The sequence below is a fragment of the Endozoicomonas sp. ALB091 genome, from assembly GCF_049310265.1.
Taxonomy (GTDB): Bacteria; Pseudomonadota; Gammaproteobacteria; order Pseudomonadales; family Endozoicomonadaceae; genus Endozoicomonas.
Map to the genome: position 1 here is coordinate 630956 of NZ_JBLYNQ010000008.1, position 21265 is coordinate 652220.

Sequence of the window (21265 nt, forward strand, 5' to 3'; positions counted from 1 at the left end):
TCTGCGGATTTTCTTCCGGGAATCAATCCGGTGAAACCCTCTGGTTATCCGGATGATTTGCCAATAAGTTATCCAATGTTGTCTTTATGCCTTGTAATGGCCGACTGACATAACCGTTACCATTATCGAACATTTGTAACACCCTCTCCTCAAAGCTATTGCCTTGTACCGTTGCTGGCAGGCCATTAATAGACTTTTGGTATTTACTGATAATGCCACGACCTTCTTCCTCCAGAACTTCAATCAGGAAAAGTAACTGCCTTATCACCTGCAAATCCTCGGCAGCAACACGGGAATAGTTAATATTGGCGATTAAATTACCATGCTCCCTCCTTTTCGGATCAAATTCAGCCAGACGAGTTGATTTATATTCCCTCTCAAACAACTGAACCGCCGCGTTATAATTTGCGCAGGCTTTTAACAAACCAAAATCTCCTCTGGGTTCTTCCAAAGCCGTATAGTTCGCTATTTTACGGGCAATTTTGTCCCTCCCTGCCTGATATTTTTCTGATGCTGATACTTCCTCTATTTTCGATATAAAGTAACGGAAATAGAAGTAAATTGCAGGAGTACAGTCCTCTATGAATCGATCATCCCCGTTTCGGGTTAAGCATTTAATGGTTGCCTTGTCACATTGTTTAAATGCCAGATTTTGATAAAGATGAGCACGATTTTCGGTTTTAATTTCTCCGCGAAAGAACCGGTTAAGATGCCTCCGGACATTGTTAATCGGCTGCGCTGCTTCACAAATACTCTCGAAGGCTTTGGTATTATGTTCAAGCCAAAACAGAAATTTTGAACTGAACCGACTTTTCGAACTGTTAAAAATATTTATGCCTTTACCACTACCACCAGTATCAAGCCTGCCCAACCAATCACCAAAGCTTGACAGAATAAAATTTTTAACATGTTCACTATGTCTTAATTGCTCACCATAATATGTTTTATATCCATATTTTTTTTTGTACCAGGCAGGCGGCTTGTCCGGATCATAAGTGATGAGTTTACTGAAGAACAACCTGGATACGGGTTCATCGCTTTGGGGTGATTCCCGGATTACTTCCGCTGCTTCGCAGATCCTCTGGCCATTTACAAAGGGACTGAGAGAGTCAGGTTTCGAAGAACCGCTGGCGGAGCCGACAGGTTCAGCATTCAAAGGTCTGCTGATGGATTCGACAGGGGCGGCATTCAAAGAACCACTGAAGGAGTCGAAAGAGTGGCGGGAATCTCTATCGAGAGAAGACAGTGTGGAGGCTGAGCCTGAGCCTGCAGCCAATCCTTCAGCGACACTGTCATCCGAAGACATCGAACCCTCACTCATTGCTGACAGGGCTGATTGCCACGTGGCACTCTGAACATGAGCGGCTGAATGGGTATCAACACCCGAATCCCGGGAGATTTGAGATTCACGGGCTGTATTTACTGATATTGGCCTGGTGTTGTACAAATTTGCGCAAGCAGCATAGCCATCCCAGTCAAGGTGTTCTCTGACCTCGTCTTCTGTCACATTAGAGGCTGCCTGATTCACGGGTAAGCTGTGGAATCTGATGCTGAAAGATTTGCTGTTGCCTTCTTCGTCCTGGGCAGCAACATTCAAAGCAGGATGAATCTTCACGACAACCCTGCCCTTTTCTATGGTAATTTCCCTATCAGGTAGACAACCGGTAAATGTTATCACTTCATCTGCATCTACACGGCTAACCTCATAAGGCCCCAGAGATCCGGACGTTTCTGCATCAGGATCCGTTTGAGTTGATTTATCAACGGGCGCTTGTCCACAGAGATTGGGTAATCCAGTGTGATTGATAACCGAATCCATAACGATCTGCTATACCTCGCCTATCAGCATTCAAGTGGATTTTCGACTACGAAGCATAACGGCTGCCGGACAATTTGCAGATATTCTTTGTTTATTTTTGTTAAACCGGGTTGATCAACCCGATAGCAGGGAAATTATCCAAATCACTCGACAACGCTTGAGGCTTAGCCCAAAAAGTTCTTCCCGCTTGTTCCTGGATAAAGTGGGTGCCAGGTTGATAAATCCCAAAACCGCGCAACCATCGGCCTGGTATATGGTGGGTGTGGCAACCATGATGGCGATCTGGTGGGTATCGGAGGTAGTTCCCATTCCTGTGACCTCATTGCTGCCAATGATACTGGTGCCACTGCCGGGCATCGCCAGCATCAAGGAAGTGACGGCACCCTATGCACACCCAACCATCTATCTGTTCTTTGGCGGTTTTATGCTGGGTCTGGCTGACCCGCTTTGGCTTCCAACTGTCCACCGAAGAGAACCCTGAGGCCAGAACGGTATTCCGTGAGCAGCTGAAAGTACTGGGCCCAATGAGTCGCGGCGAAATAACGGTTGCCATTATCTTTGCCATCACCGCTATTTCCTGGATTACGAGACCCTATCTGAAGGCGTTTATTCCCGGTCTTTCTGACACCATTATTGCCATTGCCGCGACCATCAGCCTGTTCATCATTCCGGTGAAGCACGATAAGCGTGTTTATGTCATGTCCTGGGAAAAGGCCCGGGAATGGGGTGTTCTGCTGCTGTTTGGTGGTGCTCTGACTCTGGCAGCGCAGATCAAAAATACCGGTCTGGCCGGCTGGGTGGCCGAAGCCATGACGATTGCCAATGGTCTGCCGGTGCTGCTGGTCGTTGCTTTCTTGGTGACTGTTCACCTTCCTGACCGCACTGACCAGCAACACCGCAACGGCTGCCGGCTTCCTGCCATTGATGGGTGCCCTGGGTGTGACCCTGGGCATTGACCCGGTGATGCTGGCCGCACCGGCGGCCCTTGCCTGCAGCTTTGCCTTTATGATGCCCGTAGCGACTCCGCCAAACGCTGTGGTCTTTGGCTCAGGAAAACTGGCAATAACCGATATGATGAAGGCTGGCTTTGCCCTGAATATTATGGGTATTCTGCTGGTGACACTGGTGGGTTACTTCCTGATTGGTCAGTTTTTAATGGGATAATTATCTTTTCTACGGAGTATTTTCGGGTTCTACACGGTCTGAGTAGCCCCCCCAAAAAACGTAGGGAAGTACCTGACATGAACAGTGTTCCATCCGGTACACCGGTAGCGATACCCACTGAGCCCTCAACCTGCCCAGTGTGCCATGATGACCTCTACCAACCTAAGAATCCGGAGTTTGCTGGCAAGCACGTTGGCATTGCCAGTCCCTGCGGGCATAAGTACCACCTTAACTGTCTTACCCTGTGGACAGGAGCTAATCTGGAGTGCCCTTACGGGCGGCAAGTAATTGAGAATGTAACGGTGGAAATCCTGACCCTGCCACCGAACTGGCAGACCCGGATGGTCAACGCTGCAAAGGAGGGCAATATCAGGATCATCCGGGCCCTGCTGAACCGGGGGGCGTCCGCGGATGCAGGCCAGATTGCGGGGAAGACTCCCCTGGTCTGGGCCGTTAACAACAAGCACCTTGATGCTGCTCTGCTGCTGGCCGACAAGGGATCCTCCGACCCGATCGGCCTGAATAACCTGGAGCAATTGTACCAACATGGTGACGGGGGCATTCCTGTAGATCTATGCAAAGCGGAGAGCTTCTACCTGAAGGCGGCTGAGCTGGGGGATACTTCAGCCATGAACAACCTGGGCTACCTGCATCAGTATGGTGGCGAGGACTTTCCGGTAGACCTGAGCAAAGCAGAGAGTTGGTACCTGAAGGCGGCTAAACTGGGAAGTGCTCGAGCTATGAACAACCTGGGCTACCTGTATAAGCAGGGTGGCAAGGACTTTCCGGCAGATCTGCACAAAGCAGAGAGTTGCTACCTGCAGGCGACTGAGCTGGGGAATGCTGCAGCTATGAACAACCTGGGCTATCTGTATCAGTATGGTGGCCAGGACTTTCCGGCAGATCTGCACAAAGCAAAGCACTGGTACCAGCAGGCGGTTAAGCTGGGGTCTGTTTCAGCCATGATCAATCTGGGCTGCATGTTTCAGGAAGGCGGCAAGGACTTTCCGGTAGATTTGTACGCAGCGGAGGGCTTGTACCTGCAGGCCGCTGAGCTGGGGGATGCCACGGCCATGAGATGCCTTGGCTCCCTGTATAAGCATGGTGGCGAGGGCTTTGTGGCAGATAATGAAAAATCTTATATGTGGTATATGAAGTCACTCAAGCAAAATAATCATCTACCACAAGTAGAGCTTGACGGTTTTGATAAGAATAAAATCGCTCTAATACTCAGCCGGATGATCGACCTCCTGGACACCAATCTGAAAACTCAGGTTCAGGATCTGTTAAAAGACAAAGCTTGAAGCGCTGACTGTTATGTCTGCTGGTGACACTGGCAGGTTGTTTTCTGATGGGTGCCAGCCCGGCCTGATGAGACGGTCGGGCTTAACCCGGACCCGCCGATCAAGTCCGGGAAACTCCATTGAGGCTGTCCGAGCATAGACAGCCCTGTGCGGTAACCGTAAATCTCGGTCACCCTCCGGATGAACGGCCTTCAATCTGAATTGTCCAATGCTTGAAGTCAGTTACTTTTTTGCAAGGAACAACAGCAATGCAAGCGTCAGCCTCCCAAAGCAGTGATTCGATAACAGCTCATGGTTTACCATTGCCCACATCGGAAGCAGCCCAGTCAAATCGTCCCAAAAGTATTGACGCTCCGTGCTGGCGTGGCTTTTCGACCAGGGTTGAGGATATCGCAGAAAATGCCCGGTTTCTCAACCATGTCGTTGCGGCAACTCGCAGTGAAGTGGTAGGAAACAGTCATCTCGTCACGGACTTTAGCATACATTATCCCAGCCTGAAGCCAATCGATCTGGTAAGGATGACATTGCATCGCGGTCCTTTTGTTACCGGGCAAGTGAAAAAAATGAATTTGGGCTACCAGTGTTTACAGGGAATATTTCGACAAAACCATGATCTATCCAACATCAGAACTAGCGATATATATTTCAAGTTCTCTTCAAAAAACGGTTTTGGTGATTGTGGCTCCCAAGTTTATCAGTGCCGGAAAAACTTGTTAAAAGCAGGTGTTCCCGCTGATATTATCTGGGCGCTCCATTTTTCTAACAGACGCAAAAGTGATACTCCACATGATGGACATTGTATGCTGCTAATTGCCGATAACCAGTCTATGGAGCGGTTGTTTGATCAAATGAATATCGTTACCGCTAAATACGGTGTTGAAAATAAAAAGCGACCTGGAATTGCCATGGATGTTGCGGATTTTTTTTTCTTGTTACAGGAAAAACTACCAAATTTGATTTTTGTCGATCCTTTTAATGATCAGATCATTCCGGGTAATGGGTTAAATACAACCCCTGTAGGAATTTTTCTCAACTTTGGGTTACGCGGAGAGTACTCTGTTTCTTTTACAGGGAGTAATGATTACCTCCCGATTTCAGATGATGAGCTTGAATTTTTTGAGCGGAAAATCAAGGGTGATAAGAAAGCGGTAAAAGCTATGCAGGATATTAAAACGGTAGTACATAATATTAAGTTAATCCGTTTAATCGACGCCTCAGAGATTGCTTCACGACTTAAACAAAAGATAACCGTCAGTATCGGCAAGTCAGAATTTGGCCTCGCTTTTCGTCAATGCGCATATTATAAAGCCAACAGCGTATTCGATTACTTGTATGATCATGCAGGCGAGCTGGATTTTGATCTTAATTCATCCGGAAATTCTGGCAATACTGCGCTGGATTACGCCAAAAAAGCGGGTAATTCCCATGCCATAGTCCGGCTGGAAACATTAAAAACTGCCTGTTCCGGATCAGCCTGAATCAAATTCACCATCCGGAATTCTTGCATTCAGTCGTCTTTCTTCTTCGCCCTTGGGTGAGCCTTATCATACACCGTGGCCAGATGCTGAAAATCCAGATGGGTATAGATTTGTGTGGTGGAGATATCGCTGTGCCCCAGCAGTTCCTGAATTGAGCGCAGGTCACCGCTGGATTCCAGCAGGTGGCTGGCAAACGAATGCCTCAGCATGTGGGGATGAACCCCCACCGGCATGCCCGCTTCCCGGGCAAATTCCCTGATACGATTCTGAATCTGTCGGGTACTGATGCGCCTGCCCAGCTTTGACAGAAACAGGGCGCTACCACTCTCTCCCCGAACCAACTGTTCTCGAAAAGTAAGCCAGTGTTGAATTGCCTGCCGGGCTTTGCTGCCCACCGGGATCATCCGCTCTTTGCTGCGTTTCCCAAGCACTTTTACCTGGGAAAACCCATTGGAAAAGCTGTCCAGATTCAGTGCCGCCAGCTCGGCCAGACGCAAACCTGACGAGTAGAAGAGCTCCAGAATGGCCAGATCGCGGCACTTCAGCGGATCACCCTCCGCCTGACCATGCGGGTCATCCAACAGATGATTGACCTGGTCGGCATCCAGCGTCACCGGCAGAGGCCGACCGGTTTTCGGTGCCCGGAGCCGTTGCGCCGGGTTATTGGTTACCTCACCCCGGGTTAACAGGTAGTGATAAAAACGACGAAGTGATGAGATCAGCCGCTGCAGGCTGCGACTGGATAACCCCTCTTCGTGCCAGAGTCCCAGCCACTGCTTTAACTGCTTCTCGGTAATCGTTGCCCACCCCTGAATATCACTGGCGGTAGCCTGCTGCATCACACGGGCAAGATCACGCTGATAGGCCGACAGCGTATGGGGAGAGTGCTGCTTTTCATAGCGGAGGTAATCCAGAAAAGCCGCTATTGATTGTTGCAGGCCGCTATTAACCGGAGAATTGGAAGATGAGTGGTTCATGAATGCAGCTGTCGAGCCAGAATTCGACTCAGGATATCGCCCAGGTAACTGATAAACAGGGTGCCCATGCTGGCCTTGAAATGATGTTTGTCCTGACTGCCCAGCGCCAGAACCCCAAGCTGCTGTGGTTCACTGAGGGCATAGTTCAGAGGGGCAATGGCCACCGAGCCAACATGCTCGGCCTGCTCCTGAAACAGGAAGTCCAGCTCTGCCTGAGTCACCTGGCCACAAATGGCTTTGCCACTGGTCATAATGGAACCCAGGGCTTCCACCACCACGTCGGTATGTTCAATCCTGACGGGCAGGTTCATTGGTTGGTCACTGAACAGAATCAGCGAATGGAATTCAATACCAAACTCATGGTTAAGGCTGTCACCGATCACCTCCACCAGCTGTTCCAGATCCCTGCTCTCCAGCAGGGCCAATACCAGCAGCCGCATACGCTCAAACAGCTTTTCATTGGCTTTGGCATTGTCCGCCAGACGGACCAGCTGATGCCGGTAATCCAGGGCCCGTTCCCGCAGCAACGCCACCTGACGCTCAACCAGCGAGATCGCATCCCCACGCTGATGAGGCAGGGTCAGATCCAGCAGCAGATCGTCACGGCCCACAAAAAAATCAGGATGCTCTTTCAGAAAGTTGGCAACCTGCCTGGGTTTCAGAGCTTTCGGCTGATTCGGCGTTTCCTGCTGCTCCCTGTCTGTTTCGACGATCTGTTCGGTCATGGTCTCTGGCCCTTAGCGGATTTATAGCCGGGTGTATCCTTCATAAACCCGGGTTGCTGCGCCTGTCATCATAACCGGACTGCCCTCTCCCGGCCAATAAATAGACAGGCTACCCCCGGGCAAGTTCACTTTAACGGTATCGCCCAGCAAACCTTGCAGGCGTCCTGCCACCACAGCGGCACAGGCACCGGTGCCACAGGCGAGGGTTTCACCAACGCCGCGCTCAAATACCCGCAGGTTAATTTCATCGGTACTGAGGACCTGCATAAATCCGGCATTGCATTTCCGGGGAAAGTCCGGATGGGCTTCAATCATCGGCCCCCAGGTGTCCACGGGTGCCCTGTGCACATCAGCCACCCGATAAACGCAGTGGGGATTGCCCATGGACACGGCCGAAACCTCGATAACCTGGCCATCAACCATCAGGGGATAGGTCACTGAACGCTGCTGCGCATTAAACGGCACCTGTTCAGGGTCCAGCCTCGGCATCCCCATATCCACGCAAACCTCGCCATTGCTCTGAATCGTCAGCTCAATGTTGCCCCCGGCGGTTTGTACCCGGATCCGGTCTCTGCCGATCAGCTTTTTGTCCCGGACGAAACGGGCGAAACAACGGGCCCCATTGCCACACTGCTCCACTTCACTGCCATCGGCATTAAAGATGCGGTAGCGAAAATCCATATCAGGATTGGTCGGGGGTTCAACCAGCAGCAACTGGTCAAAGCCGATCCCAAACCGCCGGTCCGCCAGGCGGCGGATTTTTTCCGGCGGCAGGCGCAGATTCTGGGACACCATATCGACCACCATAAAGTCGTTACCCAGCCCATGCATCTTGGTGAAATGTAGCAACATATAGTTCATTCTTTCCTGATACTTTACGACGGCAGCAGGCTTTCTGAGGCAAACTGCTCGGCAACGGTTTCCCGGCGACGGATCACATAAGATTGAGTACCATCAACCATGATTTCTGCGGCACGATTGCGGGTATTGTAGTTGGAGCTCATGACAAAACCGTAGGCACCCGCCGAATACACCGCCAGCAGATCACCTTCCCGGATGGCCAGATTCCGTGCTTTGCCCAGAAAGTCGCCACTTTCACAAACAGGCCCGACAATATCATACACCTGACTATCCACATCCGCGTGCTGCGCCGTATTGGCAATAGTATGCCAGGCACTGTAGATGGACGGTCTCAACAGGTCATTCATGGCTCCATCGACAATGGCAAAATGCTTCTGCTCAGTCGCCTTGATCAACTCAACGCGGGTCAGCAGGATACCCGCCTGGGCAGCAATAGACCGGCCCGGCTCCACCACCAGCATCACATCACCATAGCCCCGCTCAACAAGGCGCTGTTTGACCGACACCAGATAATCGGCAGGTGAGGGAATCGTCTCATCCTGATACTGAACCCCCAGGCCACCGCCAATATCCAGATGCTGCAAATGAATCCCCTGAGCCTGCAACTGATCCATTAACAGCAACAGACGATCCAGCGCATCCAGGAAAGGCTCGGTGGTGGTCAGCTGGGAACCGATATGGCAATCAACACCCACCACCTCAATATTGCTCAATTCAGCAGCCCGGGCATAAACCGCAGGAGCCCGGTTAATATCAATGCCGAACTTATTATCTTTCAGGCCAGTGGAGATATAGGGGTGAGTCCGGGCATCCACATCCGGATTGACCCGCAGGGAGATGCGGGCCACTTGATTCATCGCCAGCGCTTCTTCCTGAATACGCTCCAGCTCCTGTTCTGATTCAATATTGAAGCAGTGGACACCCACTTCCAGCGCCCGGCGAATCTCATGGCGCTGCTTGGCCACCCCGGAAAACACCACCCTGGCGGGATCACCGCCGGCCGCGAGCACCCGTTCCAGCTCCCCGACCGAGACAATATCAAAGCCAGCCCCCAACCGGGCCAGAACATTCAGCACCGCCAGGTTGCTGTTCGCTTTTACCGCATAACAAATCAAGTGGGGGCTGTCAGACATGGCCTGATAATAGGCCTGATAGCTGGCTTCCAGGGCTCGTCTGGAGTAGACATATAAAGGCGTACCATACTGGCGGGCCAGCTGTTGCACCGGAATCTCTTCGGCAAACAACTCGCTACCGGCCGCTGGTTCAGAGGGCTGAAAGGTAAACCACTCCATAAGGTGACTGTTCCCCATTTCACTTATTTATTGATGTAATTAGCCAGAACTGCTCTTTATTCAACGACTGTTTCTTCCAGAGCAGCCGATGCATCAGCCAGAGATGATGCTGGTTGATAAAGGTCACCTTTCTGACCACAGCCTGTGAGCAGCAGCACGAAAAACGCAGCAGCGGCCAGAGCGGAAGTTTTCAGCCGATGGTCAGCAGTGAACAATCTCATAATCTGATCCTTAATTCTGAATAGGCCACAGTATAACTGTCTAATTAGCGATGGCTCTAGCCCGAATATTTCATAATTGAGGCAACTCGGCATGCGGTGGCAGCGCTCTCTTTTCATGGAAGGCTCTATCAGCAACGCCGGAAGCAGGCTAAAATTCCCCCATTCAGATTAAATTGCACCGAGACAGGAATGAAAGAGCGTCAATATAATGAACTTCTGGATGGCCTGATGCTGGCCATTGAAGACGCCATAGACGATGCCGAACTGGACATTGACTATGAAACATCAGCAGGCATTCTCACGTTAACCTGTGAAGACAACAGCAAAATTATTCTCAGCCGCCAGACCCCGCTGCTACAGCTATGGATGGCCGCCCGCAGTGGTGGATTCCATTTTGACTACGATGAAGAGCAGGGTGACTGGCTGCTCGATGGCCGGGAAGACACCTTTCTCACGGTGCTCAACCGCTGCCTTACCGAACAAACAGGCGACGATGTTCATTTATCTATTTAGCGTCCTTCTTTCCGGGAGTTGTTCCGGAATAAGTTCCGTGTTTGTCTGAAGCATAAGTTAATGCCGCCTCCCGTTTCCCGCAAAATTACAAGTCGCCCGTCTTTTTCGGGCAGCGCTGAAACTTCATATTTATTGTCAAAATTCCCATGGCACGACATTCATGGCCTATACTCCAGCCGGTTTGTGACAGTCTCCTCTGGTATTGGTTCTTTACCATCAGGACAAGATTAGAGAACCGGAGCCATCATCATCTGCTCTTCTGTCTTATTAAGCTCAATACCCCAGGCTGTCACCCACTCTCAGTCAATATCATCCTGATAGGCTCTGGGACGGATCAATACAATAAATAAAAGCCTTCTGCTTCACTGGGGGATGACTCAGAAGCTGCGATAGAGGGGTGCAGGAGATTGCTGGAGACAACACTGAAGCTCTTAAAAAAACATCAGTAGCATCGGGAGATCATCACTATGAGTAACCTGTACAAAACGGACTTTTATCAGTGGACCCGTCAGCAAATTGATTTACTGAAAAAAAACAAGTTTCGGGCTCTGGACCTGGAGAACCTGATTGAGGAGGTAGACGACCTTGGCCAGGAAAAGGTCAACACGCTGGAAAATCATCTGACCCGAATCCTGGTGCTTCTGCTCAAATGGCATATTCGCACCTTCAAAGAAGACCTGCATGCCTTGAATCGCTGGTACCGCAGCTGGTTTATGGTGATTGATTACAGCCTGGCAAAAGAACGGGCGATAGTTAAACGACTGTTGATGAAAAACCCCAGCTTGTATGGACTGTTTGATGAAAGCCTGCTGGAATGTTATCCCATTGCCTGTCGGGATGCTTCCCGTGAGCTGGAAATACCGGAGGATGAGTTTCCGGATACCAATCCGTGGACCATGGAACAGATTATGACCAATGGGTTTCCGCCGGGGCCGGAGTAGGTTTTGAAATCATGATGAACACCAGGGTTAGCTCGCCAACCTCGTTCCAGAGTTGTCGGGCAGAACCGGGTCAGTGCTGCCTGAGCCGGTCAACAATCCACGTTTTAATCAGCGCTTGACGGCTGATGCCGATTGCGCTGGCTTCTTTATCCAGTTCATTGACGACCCATGCAGGGAAGTCAATGTTAACCCTTTTGGCTGCAAGGTTGGGCCGTTGAGGATTGTCGGTGTCGAAGAATTCCAGTACGTCTTCGCCATCGTCGAATTTTTTATCAATATCACTGGCTTTCATAAAGGTTCACCTCATTTTTTCTGGATCGGCGTACTGAGATAATTCTGATACAGTCTCCTGATACACGGTTTAAATGTAATTGATGGATCCTCTATCAATGGTGCCCAAACTCCGTTCGTCCTGAGCGGAGTCGAAGGGCGTAAACACCATACCCTGAATAAAGACTGTGCCAGGCACCCTTCGACTCCGCTCAGGGTGAGCGGAGATTGTACACATCAAACTCATTGAAATGAGTTGCCAGAATAGCGTCTTCGGATAGGCTGGGTAGTGTTCCCGCAGAGGACCGAGGTACTGTGCATGACCGTTGGTTCCGGTGTCAGCTCTTATGGGAACCGATCTTTGTCAAAACGCAAAAAAACCGCCGGAGCGGTTTTTTTGTTGCCGGAAAGTCCGGCGAAGGCATTGCTGCCAGGCAACCACTTCGATATTAGAAGTAGTAACGAGCCTGCAGAATCATCTTGTCGTCAACGTCAACATTAGCAACTTTGGTCTTCTCGAACTGGTAAGTAGCAGACAGCTGAACTGGACCTTGAGTGTAGATTACTTCTACAGGCATGTACTTCAGTTCGGTGTTTCCAGCGTTGTTGCTCTTGTCTTTCAGCTGGTTGTAACCACCACCGAGCTTGAACATTTCGTTCAGCTGATAGCTGCCATACAGTTCAATGCCTTTAGCCTTTTCAACAAGACCCAGTGTACCGTCTGCCAGGTTCTTCAGATCTGCATAAGTGAAGGCAGCGTAAATCTTGTCTGCTTCAAGCTTGGCACCAACAATAGCAGATTTAGATTTGTCTTTAGATCCTGCTACAGAAGTATCTTTAACTTCAGCCTGGTTGTATGCAGCTCCGATACTCAGCCCCATTGGCAGGTTGTAGCTGCCAGCTACACTGTAAGAACCATCACGTACCATAGTGGACGGGATAACAATACCACTAACCTTGGTTGAAAGTTTTCTTTCACCCAGCTGAACCTGTGCAGAGATATTCAGCCCCATGATACTGTGGTTATACTGCAGAGCGTCGTCAGCACGAGCAGTACCCAGCTCATCACCAAAACTGGTGTATGTGCCGGAAGCTTCACCACCGGTGGTAGCAAACATGTCAGTCCAGCCAGAAACAGTGGAGTAAGTAGACCACTGCTTACCGAAAGAGATAGAACCATACTGGTCGTTCTTGGCACCAACATAGCCCAGACGGTTGAAGAAGAAGTCGCCTTCGCCACTGTTAGTCGTGTCAAAGCCCCACTCAGCCTTGGCAAAAGCGGTAGTCGCTTCAGTCAGTTTGTGTTCGAAGGCAAAGTTGATACGGCTGCTGTCGCCCTTAGATTCGCCATCAGTCTGGTCAACATAACGCATACCAACGTGACCACCGATGGTCACTTTGTCAGTACCATTGTCAACAACAGTAGCAGCCATCGCCTGGCCAGCCATCATGGAAGCAACAACAGCTGCAAGAATTTTCTTTTGCATGGAGCTTACTCCTGAAATTGTGTGTGATGTGTGTGCTTTTTTCTGTCGCCTTTCTTCTTATGCATAGCCTGGCGCAAAAGCCCCGAACCGATGCGGACGACTTAATTTGGGCACAATTATTCAAGAGTTGTTAAACCAAGGTCACATTAGATAATTGAATTGGCTTATGATTTTTTTTACTGTCGTGAGAATAAAAATCAAGCAGCATTTGATAGTAATTAATCAAGGATAAGGCTGTAGGCCTTGATGGATAATGGATTCAAGTAAATCACTACGAAGAGATTGAGTTAAAACAATCAAATAACCGGGTAGGTGAATGCCGAGATAAGGGATAAAATACGGCATTCCCGGTTAATGGAAATTTACATTTCGTTGATGTGCATCAACGCTGAAATAATCAAAGCCAGTGCGCAACATGTTATCTGTTAATGGACAGCTACCAGCCAAACAACTTCAGGTTTCTGGCCGGACGAAAGTTGGTTGAGAGAACAGCATGTTGATTCGGGTTGTACCTGACATCGGCATGCAGTTTCTGGTCACGGAGCAGGGCCGGAATATTTCTCACATAGAGGTTATGGTAATACACCTCTTTCAATGTCTTGATCATTCGGTGGCTAAAGTCCCCCTGGCTGCTCCAGGCGATAATACCGGGGCTTGGTAAAAAAGCATCGGCTGCGGTCTCTCTGTCGCGACTGGCGGATACCACCATCATATAGGCAGGAATGTCCCTGTCTCTGCCTGTATCAATTTCCTCGATAATATCCGGATGCAGCGAGTTATAGACATACCGATAGGGCAGGTCAAACATGGTGCCGGAGTGGCAGGTGTCAACGAAGATCAGCAGCCTTGTGCTGTTGTGAAAGCGTTTGAAGGCATGATGCAGTTCATCATCGGAAATAACATCGCGACCACAGACCAATAGCTCATCCATATGATCTGACTCATCACCGCTGGTATCCGGTCTGCGGGTGCCGTGTCCGCTGAAACTGATGATTATGCGATGTGGCCCGGCTTCGCTGTGGGTTTGCTCTGCCAGACGTTCAATTTCCGCGAGGACGATGGATTTTTTGAGTGGGCCAGATCGATCAGTCTGTACCTTAAGGGAGGTTGTCGGGATGCCCTTGCTGGTGGAGGCCCAGTTAAAAAAGTTCCAGGCATCATTACGGCAACCACCTAATGTTGGTACTTCCGGAATCTGATCGTAGTTTTGCCCGGTAAACAGTCCCTTGATCAGATGCATATTTTCAAACTCAAAATAGAAGTCAGTGTCCAGTGGACACTGGTTGTCATAACAAACGGTCTGATTATCGGGCAAATCTGAATTGAAAGAACAGTAGGCGTTGAGTGGCGATAGCAGTATTAATGACAGACAGATAAGCTGCGTGATCGTGCTGAAAACAACATGCTGAATTCGGGCTATACAGAAAGTGAGCATGGTATGCCTCATGCTTGAAAGCTTGAGAAGTGATGAGTGTCGGGTAAAGGTACCCCGGAGGCTGAACGAAGATAGATGCTTATTGAAATATAGTGGTAAATCGCAGAAAAAAACAACGGGTCATGCTTGCAAGCTGAACAGCTTTCCTTATAATCAGCGGCGTCTGGTGAGGGATGAAGTTCTTTCCTGATTCAGTCGTTGATGGTGGGCGTAGCTCAGTTGGCAGAGCTCCGGATTGTGATTCCGGCGGTCGAGGGTTCGAGCCCCTTCGCCCACCCCATCTTCCCTCCCTTGCAAACCTTCCAATTCTCACTCCCACGATTGTTGATCCTTCAGCATCTTTATAAATATGTCGTATTTTGCCTGGTAAAAATCAACCAGCTGCCGCTCAGGTTCTATCCGTTCGTGATAGCGACTCATGGCTCTCATGGCCTCCTCAATACTGTCGTAGATACCAGCCGCCACCGCTGCGGTGATGGCTCCGGACAGCAGCATATTTTCTCTCTCTTCCGGAACGGCAGCAGGAATATTGAGTATGTTGATATGTTCAGTGAGCAGTCGTTGGTTCTTTGCCAGTCCTCCGGTGGGGATGAACAGTTCAATGTGATACCCGGCTTTTGTTAACTTCTCTAACTGATAGCGTGCATCCAGGGCCAGGGCCTGAATACTGGCAAGGTACAGCACAGCAAGCGACTGATGACTTTTATCCAGGGTAAGGCCGGTAATCATTCCCCGCTGTGGTTGATCCACTTCAGGTGCGTCAAAGTAAGGGAGTATATGCAGGTGCGCGGTCAGTTTGCTGACACTGTCAGCGTATTCCGATCGATCATTATCCGCCAGCTCATAGAGAATCTGATTAAGGTATTCATGAACCCCGATCCCCAGGCTGACAGCGATATCATAGATTGAGCTGTAAGCCGGGTGTGAGGTAATGATGTGATCAATAAAGGCACCTGCCGCAGTTTGCCGGGCGTATATCAACGAGTAACCTTCCAGCACAGAAGGGTAGGGGCCATCTGCTCCATCGCAGGTCAACATATCCCTGCTGAACGCGACGTAGTTGGATGAAGTTCCACCAATAAAACTGACTCTTTTGGTAATACAGTCTAGTGGTTGCTGACGGTCCGGGTGATTGCTGGCAAGTATCGTGGCGAGGGTGCCGCCATAGGCATCAACGATACCTGTGGCAACCGGGGTGCCCTGTTTGAGGTTCAGTTGGTCAGCGGCACTTTGGCACAGGCCATCCCCGATGGCTGCACCCATCTCAAGGGATTCACCCTTGAATCGTCCCTCAATATCAATATTCAGTTGGGCTGCAGCCTTTTGGGTAAAGATATGACTGGTCGAATCGGGTGTTCTGGTCAGGCAGGCCGTTAGCTTCCAGGTGGCATAATCATAAAGGTCGAGGATGCAAGTAGCGGCTTGCCAGGTTTCCGGCGCACACTGGAAGAGCCAGAGTAATTTACAGCAGTTACTCCTGGCGTTGATGCCAGGGCCCGCATGGCCAAATAGTCCCGGGTGTTCTCTGGCAATATAGGCAGCCTGTTGACTGGCGCGGCTGTCCATCCAGCCAAAAGTGTCAGCACGATTGCTCCCGGGCAGGTGAACGGGTTGCATCCGCTGGTCCAGCAGAACCAGGGAGTAGGTGGTATCAATACCGATCCCGATAATATCCTCCTGATTCAGCGGGTGTTCAGCGATTAATCGGTTAACACCGGTGACCAGGGCTTCCCAGATATTCTTGGAACAGAACTCCATGGTACTGGCTGTTTTCCAGATCAGAAGTGGCTCTTCATTATGGGCAAGGACATGCCCTTCCGGGGAAACAAAAGCGCTGCGCAAACTGTGGGTGCCAACATCAATACTGAGCAAAACAGGCCGCATCTGTGATAATGTCCTTGAAACAATGTTTCGGGTAAGAATAGCTCCGTTCCTGCATTTGGACAGGGGTGTTTTAAGGTGGGTAAATTCATGCACATGAGCAGGATAATCGGGCATCGGGGGCTGGCAGGAGAGGCACCGGAAAATACCCTGGCAGGCATCAGGCTGGCTGCTGAGCGCGGGCTGAAGTGGGTCGAGGTGGATGTTACTCTGTCAGGTGATGGTACCCTTGTGCTTTTTCATGACCGGCGACTGAACCGTACCACCAATAAAAAAGGTCGCTTGAAGACGTTAACCTGCTCTGATCTGGCAACAATAGATGCCGGAAGCTGGTTTTCCGAGCAATTTTCGGGTGAGCAGATTCCTCAGCTTGGAGCGGCGCTTAAACTCATAAAAGAACTTGGGCTTGGGCTGAACCTTGAGCTGAAAACCAATGGCTGTTCAGAGCCGAGGTTGGTAGAAGCGGTAGTAAAGACCATTGCCGAGGTTGAGTTGCCAAACGATCGGCTATTGGTTTCCAGCTTTAATTATGCGGCACTTGTCCGGTTCTCAGATTGTTCAGATATTCCGGTTGGCTGTCTGTTTGAGCGATTGCCAATGAACTGGCAGAAGAAAGCATTACGGGTCAACGCGGTATCCATCCACCTCAACAGTAAGCGAACGGCAAAACGACACATTTCGCGAGTGAAGTCCAAAGGCTATGAACTGTATTGCTACACCGTTAACTCTCCGGCGGTTGCCAGACAGCTGATTGATGATGGCGTTGATGGTGTTTTTTCTGATTACCCTTTGGCAGATCACAAAAAGCATGGGGGTGAAGTCCCGGCGGTGACCGAAGAAATCACGACGTAAAAAGAACAGGCTGGGTCAGCCTGCTCATGGTGAACCTTAAAGCTCGTCCACTTCTCTCAAATATTTGAACAGCTTTCGCGCCGCTGCCGGGGGCTTATCCTGAGATGCTTCTCTCTGGGCATTACGGACCAGCTGGCGGATATGCTGGTGGTCAGCTTCCGGGTAGTGCTCCAGGTATTCAGTTAATGCCGTGTGACTGTCATCATCACGAATCAGCTGGTCACGCCACCGCTCCAATTGATGAAACCGGCGGTTGTACTCTTCACTGGAGGAATCCAGCTGGTTAAGCAGCGCCATGATCGGCTCAATGTCCTGGTCTGCCATCAGTTTGCCAATAAAGCCCAGATGGCGCTTTCTGGCATTGTTGCTTTTGATGCGATTGCTCTCATCCAATGCTGCACGCAGGCGATCATTCAGTGGCAACTTATCCAGCAGTGCCGGTTTCAGTTCCATCAGCCGGGCACCAATGTTTTTAAGCTCATCCATGTCCCGCTTCAGCTCAGATTTGCTGACATAGATGATTTCTTCGGTTTCTTCATCGTCCCAGGCTTCCTGGATGCGACGGCTCTTTTTACTCATAGAGAATGGCCATTGATGGGAATCTGCCTGATGTTATTTATCAGAAAGCAGTTCCATGGATGGAAAATGGATTTCCCGGTATTTTACTTCAGAATGCTTTTCAATTGGGATGTTTTTCCGCAACTCCTTTTGTCGTTTTGTTGCGGGCCTGATGCATCATCTGGCAAATCCCGCAGAAATATCTGCCAGAACGTTAAGCACCCTGTCTATCTCTTCCGGCGTATGGTAGTGGACAAAGCCTATCCGCAGTAACCCATCCCGCTCCTGAAGCTTGAGCCGGTCAAGCAGATCCAGTGCATAGAAATGGCCGGACCAGGTATAGATACCGTGCCGGGCCAGCAGCTGTGCCAGCCTGGCCGAGGATTGTCGGTGGTGGGCCAGGGCAAAGGTGGGGGTTCGGTCAGCCGTGGTATCCGAGCCGTACAAGGTAAACCCGGTCATGTGGTTGAGACCATCAAGAAACCGTTGCGACAACTGTTGCTCGTGTTCCTCGATCCAGCGCGCCGACGTCTGCAGTCCCTTGCGGTCATGGTCAGAACCGGTGAGCCAGCCATGGTATTGAATGCAGGCCAGCAATCCGGCAATCGCGGTAAAGTTCTGTGTCCCTGTCTCCCAGCACCAGGGTGGCTGGTTATTTGCAGCCCGGACCTTATAGGGCTTCAGACTGCCCAACAGTTCTGGCCGACCATACATCACCCCCAGGTAAGGGCCGCAGAACTTGTAGGCTGAACAGGTCAGGAAATCCACATCCAGGGCCTGCACATCCGGTAACCGGTGGGCGGTGTAGTGAACGGCGTCAACATGGACCAGGGCATTCACGGAGTGTGCAGCCCTGATCAGTTCTGCTGCCGGGGTGATGCTGCCGGTCACGTTGGAGGCCAGGGTAAACGCCACCAGTCGTGTTCTGTTGGACAGCAGGCGCTCAAGCTCCGTGACGCAGAGATTTTGACTGGCGGTAAAATCCATCGTCCGGACTGTGCATCCCCGTTCCTCTGCCGCCAGCACCCAGGGGGTGATATTGGCGTCATGGTCCAGCGATGAAACAATAATTTCATCACCTTTGTGCCAGGTTCTGGCGATGGCTCTGCTCAGCGCCAAGGTCAGGGAGGTCATATTGGCACCGAAGGCAATGCTGTCAGCAGGGGCATTTAATAACTGCCCGGCAGCCTCCCTTGCCCGTTCCAGCAGTGCCATGGTTTCTTCACTGGTGGCAAAAAAGCCACCCAGGTTAGCGGAACCCGATTGTTGGTAATCGGACATGGCACTGATCACCGATACCGGAACCTGGGTACCTCCCGGCGCATCAGAATAGACGGCCCGCTGGTTTCCCTCTAGCCGCTCAAGGGCTGGAAATTGCTCTCGGATACGCTGGAGGTTGGTTGAGGTATGCTGTTTTTCCACTGTTCATCCTCCAGGGTTACCGTAATAACGAAAACATCCCGATGCCCGGAGACTTGGCCACTGCTGACCTGAAGCGCAGAGGTGTAGTGATAGACCCGCCGGTCATTGCAGTAAACAATATCCCCGGGCAACAGCGTAGCACTATAGGCAGGTTTTTGTTCCGGATGATAAAAAATTCCAGTCTCTGCACCCTCGACGTTTTTGCGGTCAGTGCAGATGATGGCAATCAGGTCGAAGCCATCCTGGTGAATGCCTTCCGGCACTGGCAAGCCGTGATCATCGCCGGAGCAGGTGACCCGGATTTGATGCACGCCATAAACGGTACGTGCCGGATCAAGACCGAAAAAAACGTTTACCTGTCTGAACAGGGATTGAAATTCCGGCAGCTCCGTCAGGGTCGGTTCAATTTCAGCAAATTCCCGCAGAATGTCGCCACTGAGATAATTGACCGAACGGGACTGGACAAAGTCATCGTGGGGTAATCTTTCCAGGCGTTCTGCAGGCCCGGTAAAACGGGAGTAGCGGCGAAAACGGTAGTGACCGCTGACATAACGGTCAGCGGCAAGATTGGCAAAAAAAGGCGCAAAAGCGTTCAGGTCAAGATCGGTCAGCCGCTGATGTGAAAAGGTAAAATCAGGTGAAATAACAGCCATGGTCACCCTCCTGCCATTACTGATGTTGTTCTACGGTGTCTGCAACATAATAGACGACATAATCGCTACGCAGCGTGCCTGGTGAAGCTGGACAAGCATTTTTTTACCGGTTTGGCATCAGCTGCCATTGCCTGGTCATTGCATGAATCACCAGTTAGTTCAGATAAATTAGTGCACAAGGCTCTCTGCGCAAGTCTGAATCTTAATAACCTGCTTTTAGGGCAAATCCCGAATAAGTCAGCGGCTGGTATAAATAGTTTTTCATGGGATACGGCAGCGGCAGGCAGTCAGAGCCTGATGCCAGGACTTTTGCCAAGGGCACCCGGTTCTCTACCAGCCTTGAACGAATGCAGGTTCGGGCGCAGGCCATCAGCGTCCTCGGTTGATAAGCAGAAATGTAATTGTGCAGGGTATCAACAACGCCTCTGGCTGCAGCAATGTCCAGTGCGGTTTTACCAGAAGCATTGGGAATATTGGCATGGGCACCATTGGCCAGCAGACTGTCAACGATCTCTTGCCGGTTTTTCTGAAGCGCCAGATGCAGTGGGGTATTGCCTGAGCGGCCGGGTTTATTGGGATTGGCTCCATTGGCCAGCAAGCTATTGGCCATACTGTTCATTCTGTAATGGAGAGCCCAGTTAAGTGGAGTCTGACCCCACTTGTCAGGAATATCTGGATTGGCACCTGCTTGCAGTAACGTGTTAACGCCCACAATTTTGCAGTGAAGTATCGCACAGAGCAGCGGAGTCTGGCCCGAGAAGTCAAGGGCGTTGATATAGGCACCTCTGTCAAGCAGGTAATTCAGGAACTTGGTGATCACTGTATCGTTTATATTAAGAAGGGCCATATGCAGTGCTGTGTCACCATTAATGTTACTGGCGTTCAGGTCAGCTCCCCTGTCCAGCAACAAATTGAGGGCCTTATAGTTGCCCAGTTCTGCCGCTTTCAGCAAAGGCGTACTTTGATCTACCAACAAATAGGGGACAGGAAGGTTCGGATCTGCACCGCGATCCAGCAGCGTCTTGACAATACCTTCACCGTCCAGTCTGTAAATGGCAATATGCAGAGGGGTAGATCCACCCACAGAGCAAATATTGGGGTCAATGCCCTGGTCCAGCAACCAGTTGACGGTGGCCAGGTCATTACGCAGGACTGCTGATATCATCAGCTCTGCAAAATCGGCCGTTGTTGCCGACAACTGCCTGCTGGCTGAAGCAGCCACAGCAGATTCTGAATGATTGACCTCTGTCGTGTTATCAGGCAGCGGGAGATCGACTGCAGATGAGGATTCCACGCTGGCATCGGCTACCATTTCCTGCGAATGGTCATGCTCCGTCCTGACGCTTGGTAACATTGTTGTGTTTCCGTTCAAGATATACAAAGAACAGCAATCGTTTAAAGAAAATAGTTCA

23 protein-coding genes and 1 tRNA gene are annotated in these 21265 nt (G+C 50.6%); 10 read left to right on the forward strand and 14 right to left on the reverse strand.

Features of this window, described 5'->3' with window-relative positions:
• Positions 1 to 22 precede the first annotated feature (22 nt).
• Positions 23 to 1018: a hypothetical protein gene (locus ACO6UX_RS19050; protein ID WP_422449947.1), complete on the reverse strand. Its 996-nt coding sequence runs from the start codon at positions 1016 to 1018 to the stop codon at positions 23 to 25.
• On the opposite strand from ACO6UX_RS19050, the gene ACO6UX_RS19055 reads away from it, so the two are divergent.
• The 6 genes from ACO6UX_RS19055 (at position 999) to ACO6UX_RS19080 (ending at position 5765) form a co-directional block, all read left to right on the forward strand.
• The gene (locus ACO6UX_RS19055; RefSeq protein ID WP_422449948.1) at positions 999 to 1355 is read left to right on the forward strand and encodes a hypothetical protein; all 357 of its coding nucleotides are present in this window, start codon (positions 999 to 1001) and stop codon (positions 1353 to 1355) included. The two genes, ACO6UX_RS19050 and ACO6UX_RS19055, sit on opposite strands and share 20 nt — an antisense overlap.
• Positions 1356 to 2033: 678 nt before the next feature.
• Positions 2034 to 2300 (forward strand): SLC13 family permease, encoded by a 267-nt coding sequence (locus ACO6UX_RS19060; protein ID WP_422449949.1) that lies wholly within the window; start codon positions 2034 to 2036, stop codon positions 2298 to 2300.
• Positions 2206 to 2775 (forward strand): SLC13 family permease, encoded by a 570-nt coding sequence (locus tag ACO6UX_RS19065; protein ID WP_422449950.1) that lies wholly within the window; start codon positions 2206 to 2208, stop codon positions 2773 to 2775. The genes ACO6UX_RS19060 and ACO6UX_RS19065 overlap by 95 nt, the downstream gene beginning before the upstream one ends.
• The gene (locus ACO6UX_RS19070) at positions 2744 to 2983 is read left to right on the forward strand and encodes an anion permease (protein WP_422449951.1); all 240 of its coding nucleotides are present in this window, start codon (positions 2744 to 2746) and stop codon (positions 2981 to 2983) included. Before ACO6UX_RS19065 ends, ACO6UX_RS19070 begins: the two co-directional genes overlap by 32 nt.
• 77 nt (positions 2984 to 3060) lie before the next feature.
• Positions 3061 to 4287 carry an ankyrin repeat domain-containing protein gene (locus ACO6UX_RS19075; protein WP_422449952.1) on the forward strand — a complete coding sequence of 409 codons (1227 nt, stop codon included), beginning with the start codon at positions 3061 to 3063 and terminating at the stop codon, positions 4285 to 4287.
• A 248-nt stretch (positions 4288 to 4535) separates the two neighbouring features.
• Positions 4536 to 5765 carry a hypothetical protein gene (locus ACO6UX_RS19080; RefSeq protein WP_422449953.1) on the forward strand — a complete coding sequence of 410 codons (1230 nt, stop codon included), beginning with the start codon at positions 4536 to 4538 and terminating at the stop codon, positions 5763 to 5765.
• Between the two features lie 29 nt (positions 5766 to 5794).
• On the opposite strand, the gene xerC is transcribed toward ACO6UX_RS19080, so the two are convergent.
• Genes xerC through lptM form a run of 5 tightly spaced genes read right to left on the reverse strand, consistent with a single transcriptional unit; the run spans position 5795 to position 9841 of the window.
• A complete protein-coding gene (xerC, locus tag ACO6UX_RS19085) occupies positions 5795 to 6703 on the reverse strand; it encodes a tyrosine recombinase XerC (RefSeq protein ID WP_422450546.1) in 909 nt (302 codons plus the stop codon).
• A gap of 35 nt (positions 6704 to 6738) precedes the next feature.
• A complete protein-coding gene (locus ACO6UX_RS19090; protein WP_422449954.1) occupies positions 6739 to 7467 on the reverse strand; it encodes a DUF484 family protein in 729 nt (242 codons plus the stop codon).
• A 21-nt stretch (positions 7468 to 7488) separates the two neighbouring features.
• Positions 7489 to 8319, reverse strand: coding sequence for a diaminopimelate epimerase (dapF, locus tag ACO6UX_RS19095; RefSeq protein WP_422450547.1), 831 nt, complete (start codon positions 8317 to 8319; stop codon positions 7489 to 7491).
• Between the two features lie 23 nt (positions 8320 to 8342).
• Positions 8343 to 9620 carry a diaminopimelate decarboxylase gene (lysA, locus tag ACO6UX_RS19100; RefSeq protein ID WP_422450548.1) on the reverse strand — a complete coding sequence of 426 codons (1278 nt, stop codon included), beginning with the start codon at positions 9618 to 9620 and terminating at the stop codon, positions 8343 to 8345.
• A 56-nt stretch (positions 9621 to 9676) separates the two neighbouring features.
• Positions 9677 to 9841, reverse strand: coding sequence for an LPS translocon maturation chaperone LptM (gene lptM / locus ACO6UX_RS19105; RefSeq protein ID WP_269675681.1), 165 nt, complete (start codon positions 9839 to 9841; stop codon positions 9677 to 9679).
• 189 nt (positions 9842 to 10030) lie between these two features.
• Between lptM and cyaY the strand changes: the two genes are divergently transcribed.
• A complete protein-coding gene (cyaY, locus tag ACO6UX_RS19110; protein ID WP_422449955.1) occupies positions 10031 to 10354 on the forward strand; it encodes an iron donor protein CyaY in 324 nt (107 codons plus the stop codon).
• Between the two features lie 467 nt (positions 10355 to 10821).
• Entirely contained in the window at positions 10822 to 11295 is a 474-nt protein-coding gene (locus ACO6UX_RS19115; RefSeq protein ID WP_422449956.1) for a DUF29 domain-containing protein, read from the forward strand.
• Positions 11296 to 11365: 70 nt separating this feature from the next.
• Here the strand turns inward: ACO6UX_RS19115 and brnA are convergent, their stop codons facing one another.
• The 3 genes from brnA to ACO6UX_RS19130 all read right to left on the reverse strand — a co-directional run bounded on the left by brnA (position 11366) and on the right by ACO6UX_RS19130 (position 14487).
• Positions 11366 to 11587: a type II toxin-antitoxin system BrnA family antitoxin gene (gene brnA / locus ACO6UX_RS19120; RefSeq protein WP_422449957.1), complete on the reverse strand. Its 222-nt coding sequence runs from the start codon at positions 11585 to 11587 to the stop codon at positions 11366 to 11368.
• 427 nt (positions 11588 to 12014) lie between these two features.
• Positions 12015 to 13052, reverse strand: coding sequence for a porin (locus ACO6UX_RS19125; protein WP_422449958.1), 1038 nt, complete (start codon positions 13050 to 13052; stop codon positions 12015 to 12017).
• Between the two features lie 436 nt (positions 13053 to 13488).
• Positions 13489 to 14487, reverse strand: coding sequence for a caspase family protein (locus ACO6UX_RS19130; RefSeq protein ID WP_422449959.1), 999 nt, complete (start codon positions 14485 to 14487; stop codon positions 13489 to 13491).
• Between the two features lie 204 nt (positions 14488 to 14691).
• Here ACO6UX_RS19130 and ACO6UX_RS19135 point away from each other — a divergent pair.
• Positions 14692 to 14767 (forward strand) — tRNA-His (locus tag ACO6UX_RS19135).
• A gap of 29 nt (positions 14768 to 14796) precedes the next feature.
• On the opposite strand, the gene ACO6UX_RS19140 is transcribed toward ACO6UX_RS19135, so the two are convergent.
• On the reverse strand, positions 14797 to 16371 hold the full coding sequence (locus tag ACO6UX_RS19140; RefSeq protein ID WP_422449960.1) for an FGGY-family carbohydrate kinase: 1575 nt from the start codon (positions 16369 to 16371) through the stop codon (positions 14797 to 14799).
• Between the two features lie 93 nt (positions 16372 to 16464).
• On the opposite strand from ACO6UX_RS19140, the gene ACO6UX_RS19145 reads away from it, so the two are divergent.
• Positions 16465 to 17220, forward strand: coding sequence for a glycerophosphodiester phosphodiesterase family protein (locus ACO6UX_RS19145; RefSeq protein ID WP_422449961.1), 756 nt, complete (start codon positions 16465 to 16467; stop codon positions 17218 to 17220).
• A gap of 36 nt (positions 17221 to 17256) precedes the next feature.
• On the opposite strand, the gene yjgA is transcribed toward ACO6UX_RS19145, so the two are convergent.
• The 4 genes from yjgA to ACO6UX_RS19165 form a co-directional block, all read right to left on the reverse strand.
• Positions 17257 to 17799: a ribosome biogenesis factor YjgA gene (gene yjgA / locus ACO6UX_RS19150; RefSeq protein WP_422449962.1), complete on the reverse strand. Its 543-nt coding sequence runs from the start codon at positions 17797 to 17799 to the stop codon at positions 17257 to 17259.
• A 156-nt stretch (positions 17800 to 17955) separates the two neighbouring features.
• Complete coding sequence (locus tag ACO6UX_RS19155) at positions 17956 to 19200, reverse strand: cysteine desulfurase-like protein (protein ID WP_422449963.1); 1245 nt, start codon at positions 19198 to 19200, stop codon at positions 17956 to 17958.
• A complete protein-coding gene (locus ACO6UX_RS19160; RefSeq protein ID WP_422449964.1) occupies positions 19131 to 19853 on the reverse strand; it encodes a 2OG-Fe dioxygenase family protein in 723 nt (240 codons plus the stop codon). Before ACO6UX_RS19160 ends, ACO6UX_RS19155 begins: the two co-directional genes overlap by 70 nt.
• A gap of 202 nt (positions 19854 to 20055) precedes the next feature.
• Entirely contained in the window at positions 20056 to 21207 is a 1152-nt protein-coding gene (locus ACO6UX_RS19165; protein WP_422449965.1) for an ankyrin repeat domain-containing protein, read from the reverse strand.
• Between the last annotated feature and the right edge of the window lie 58 nt (positions 21208 to 21265).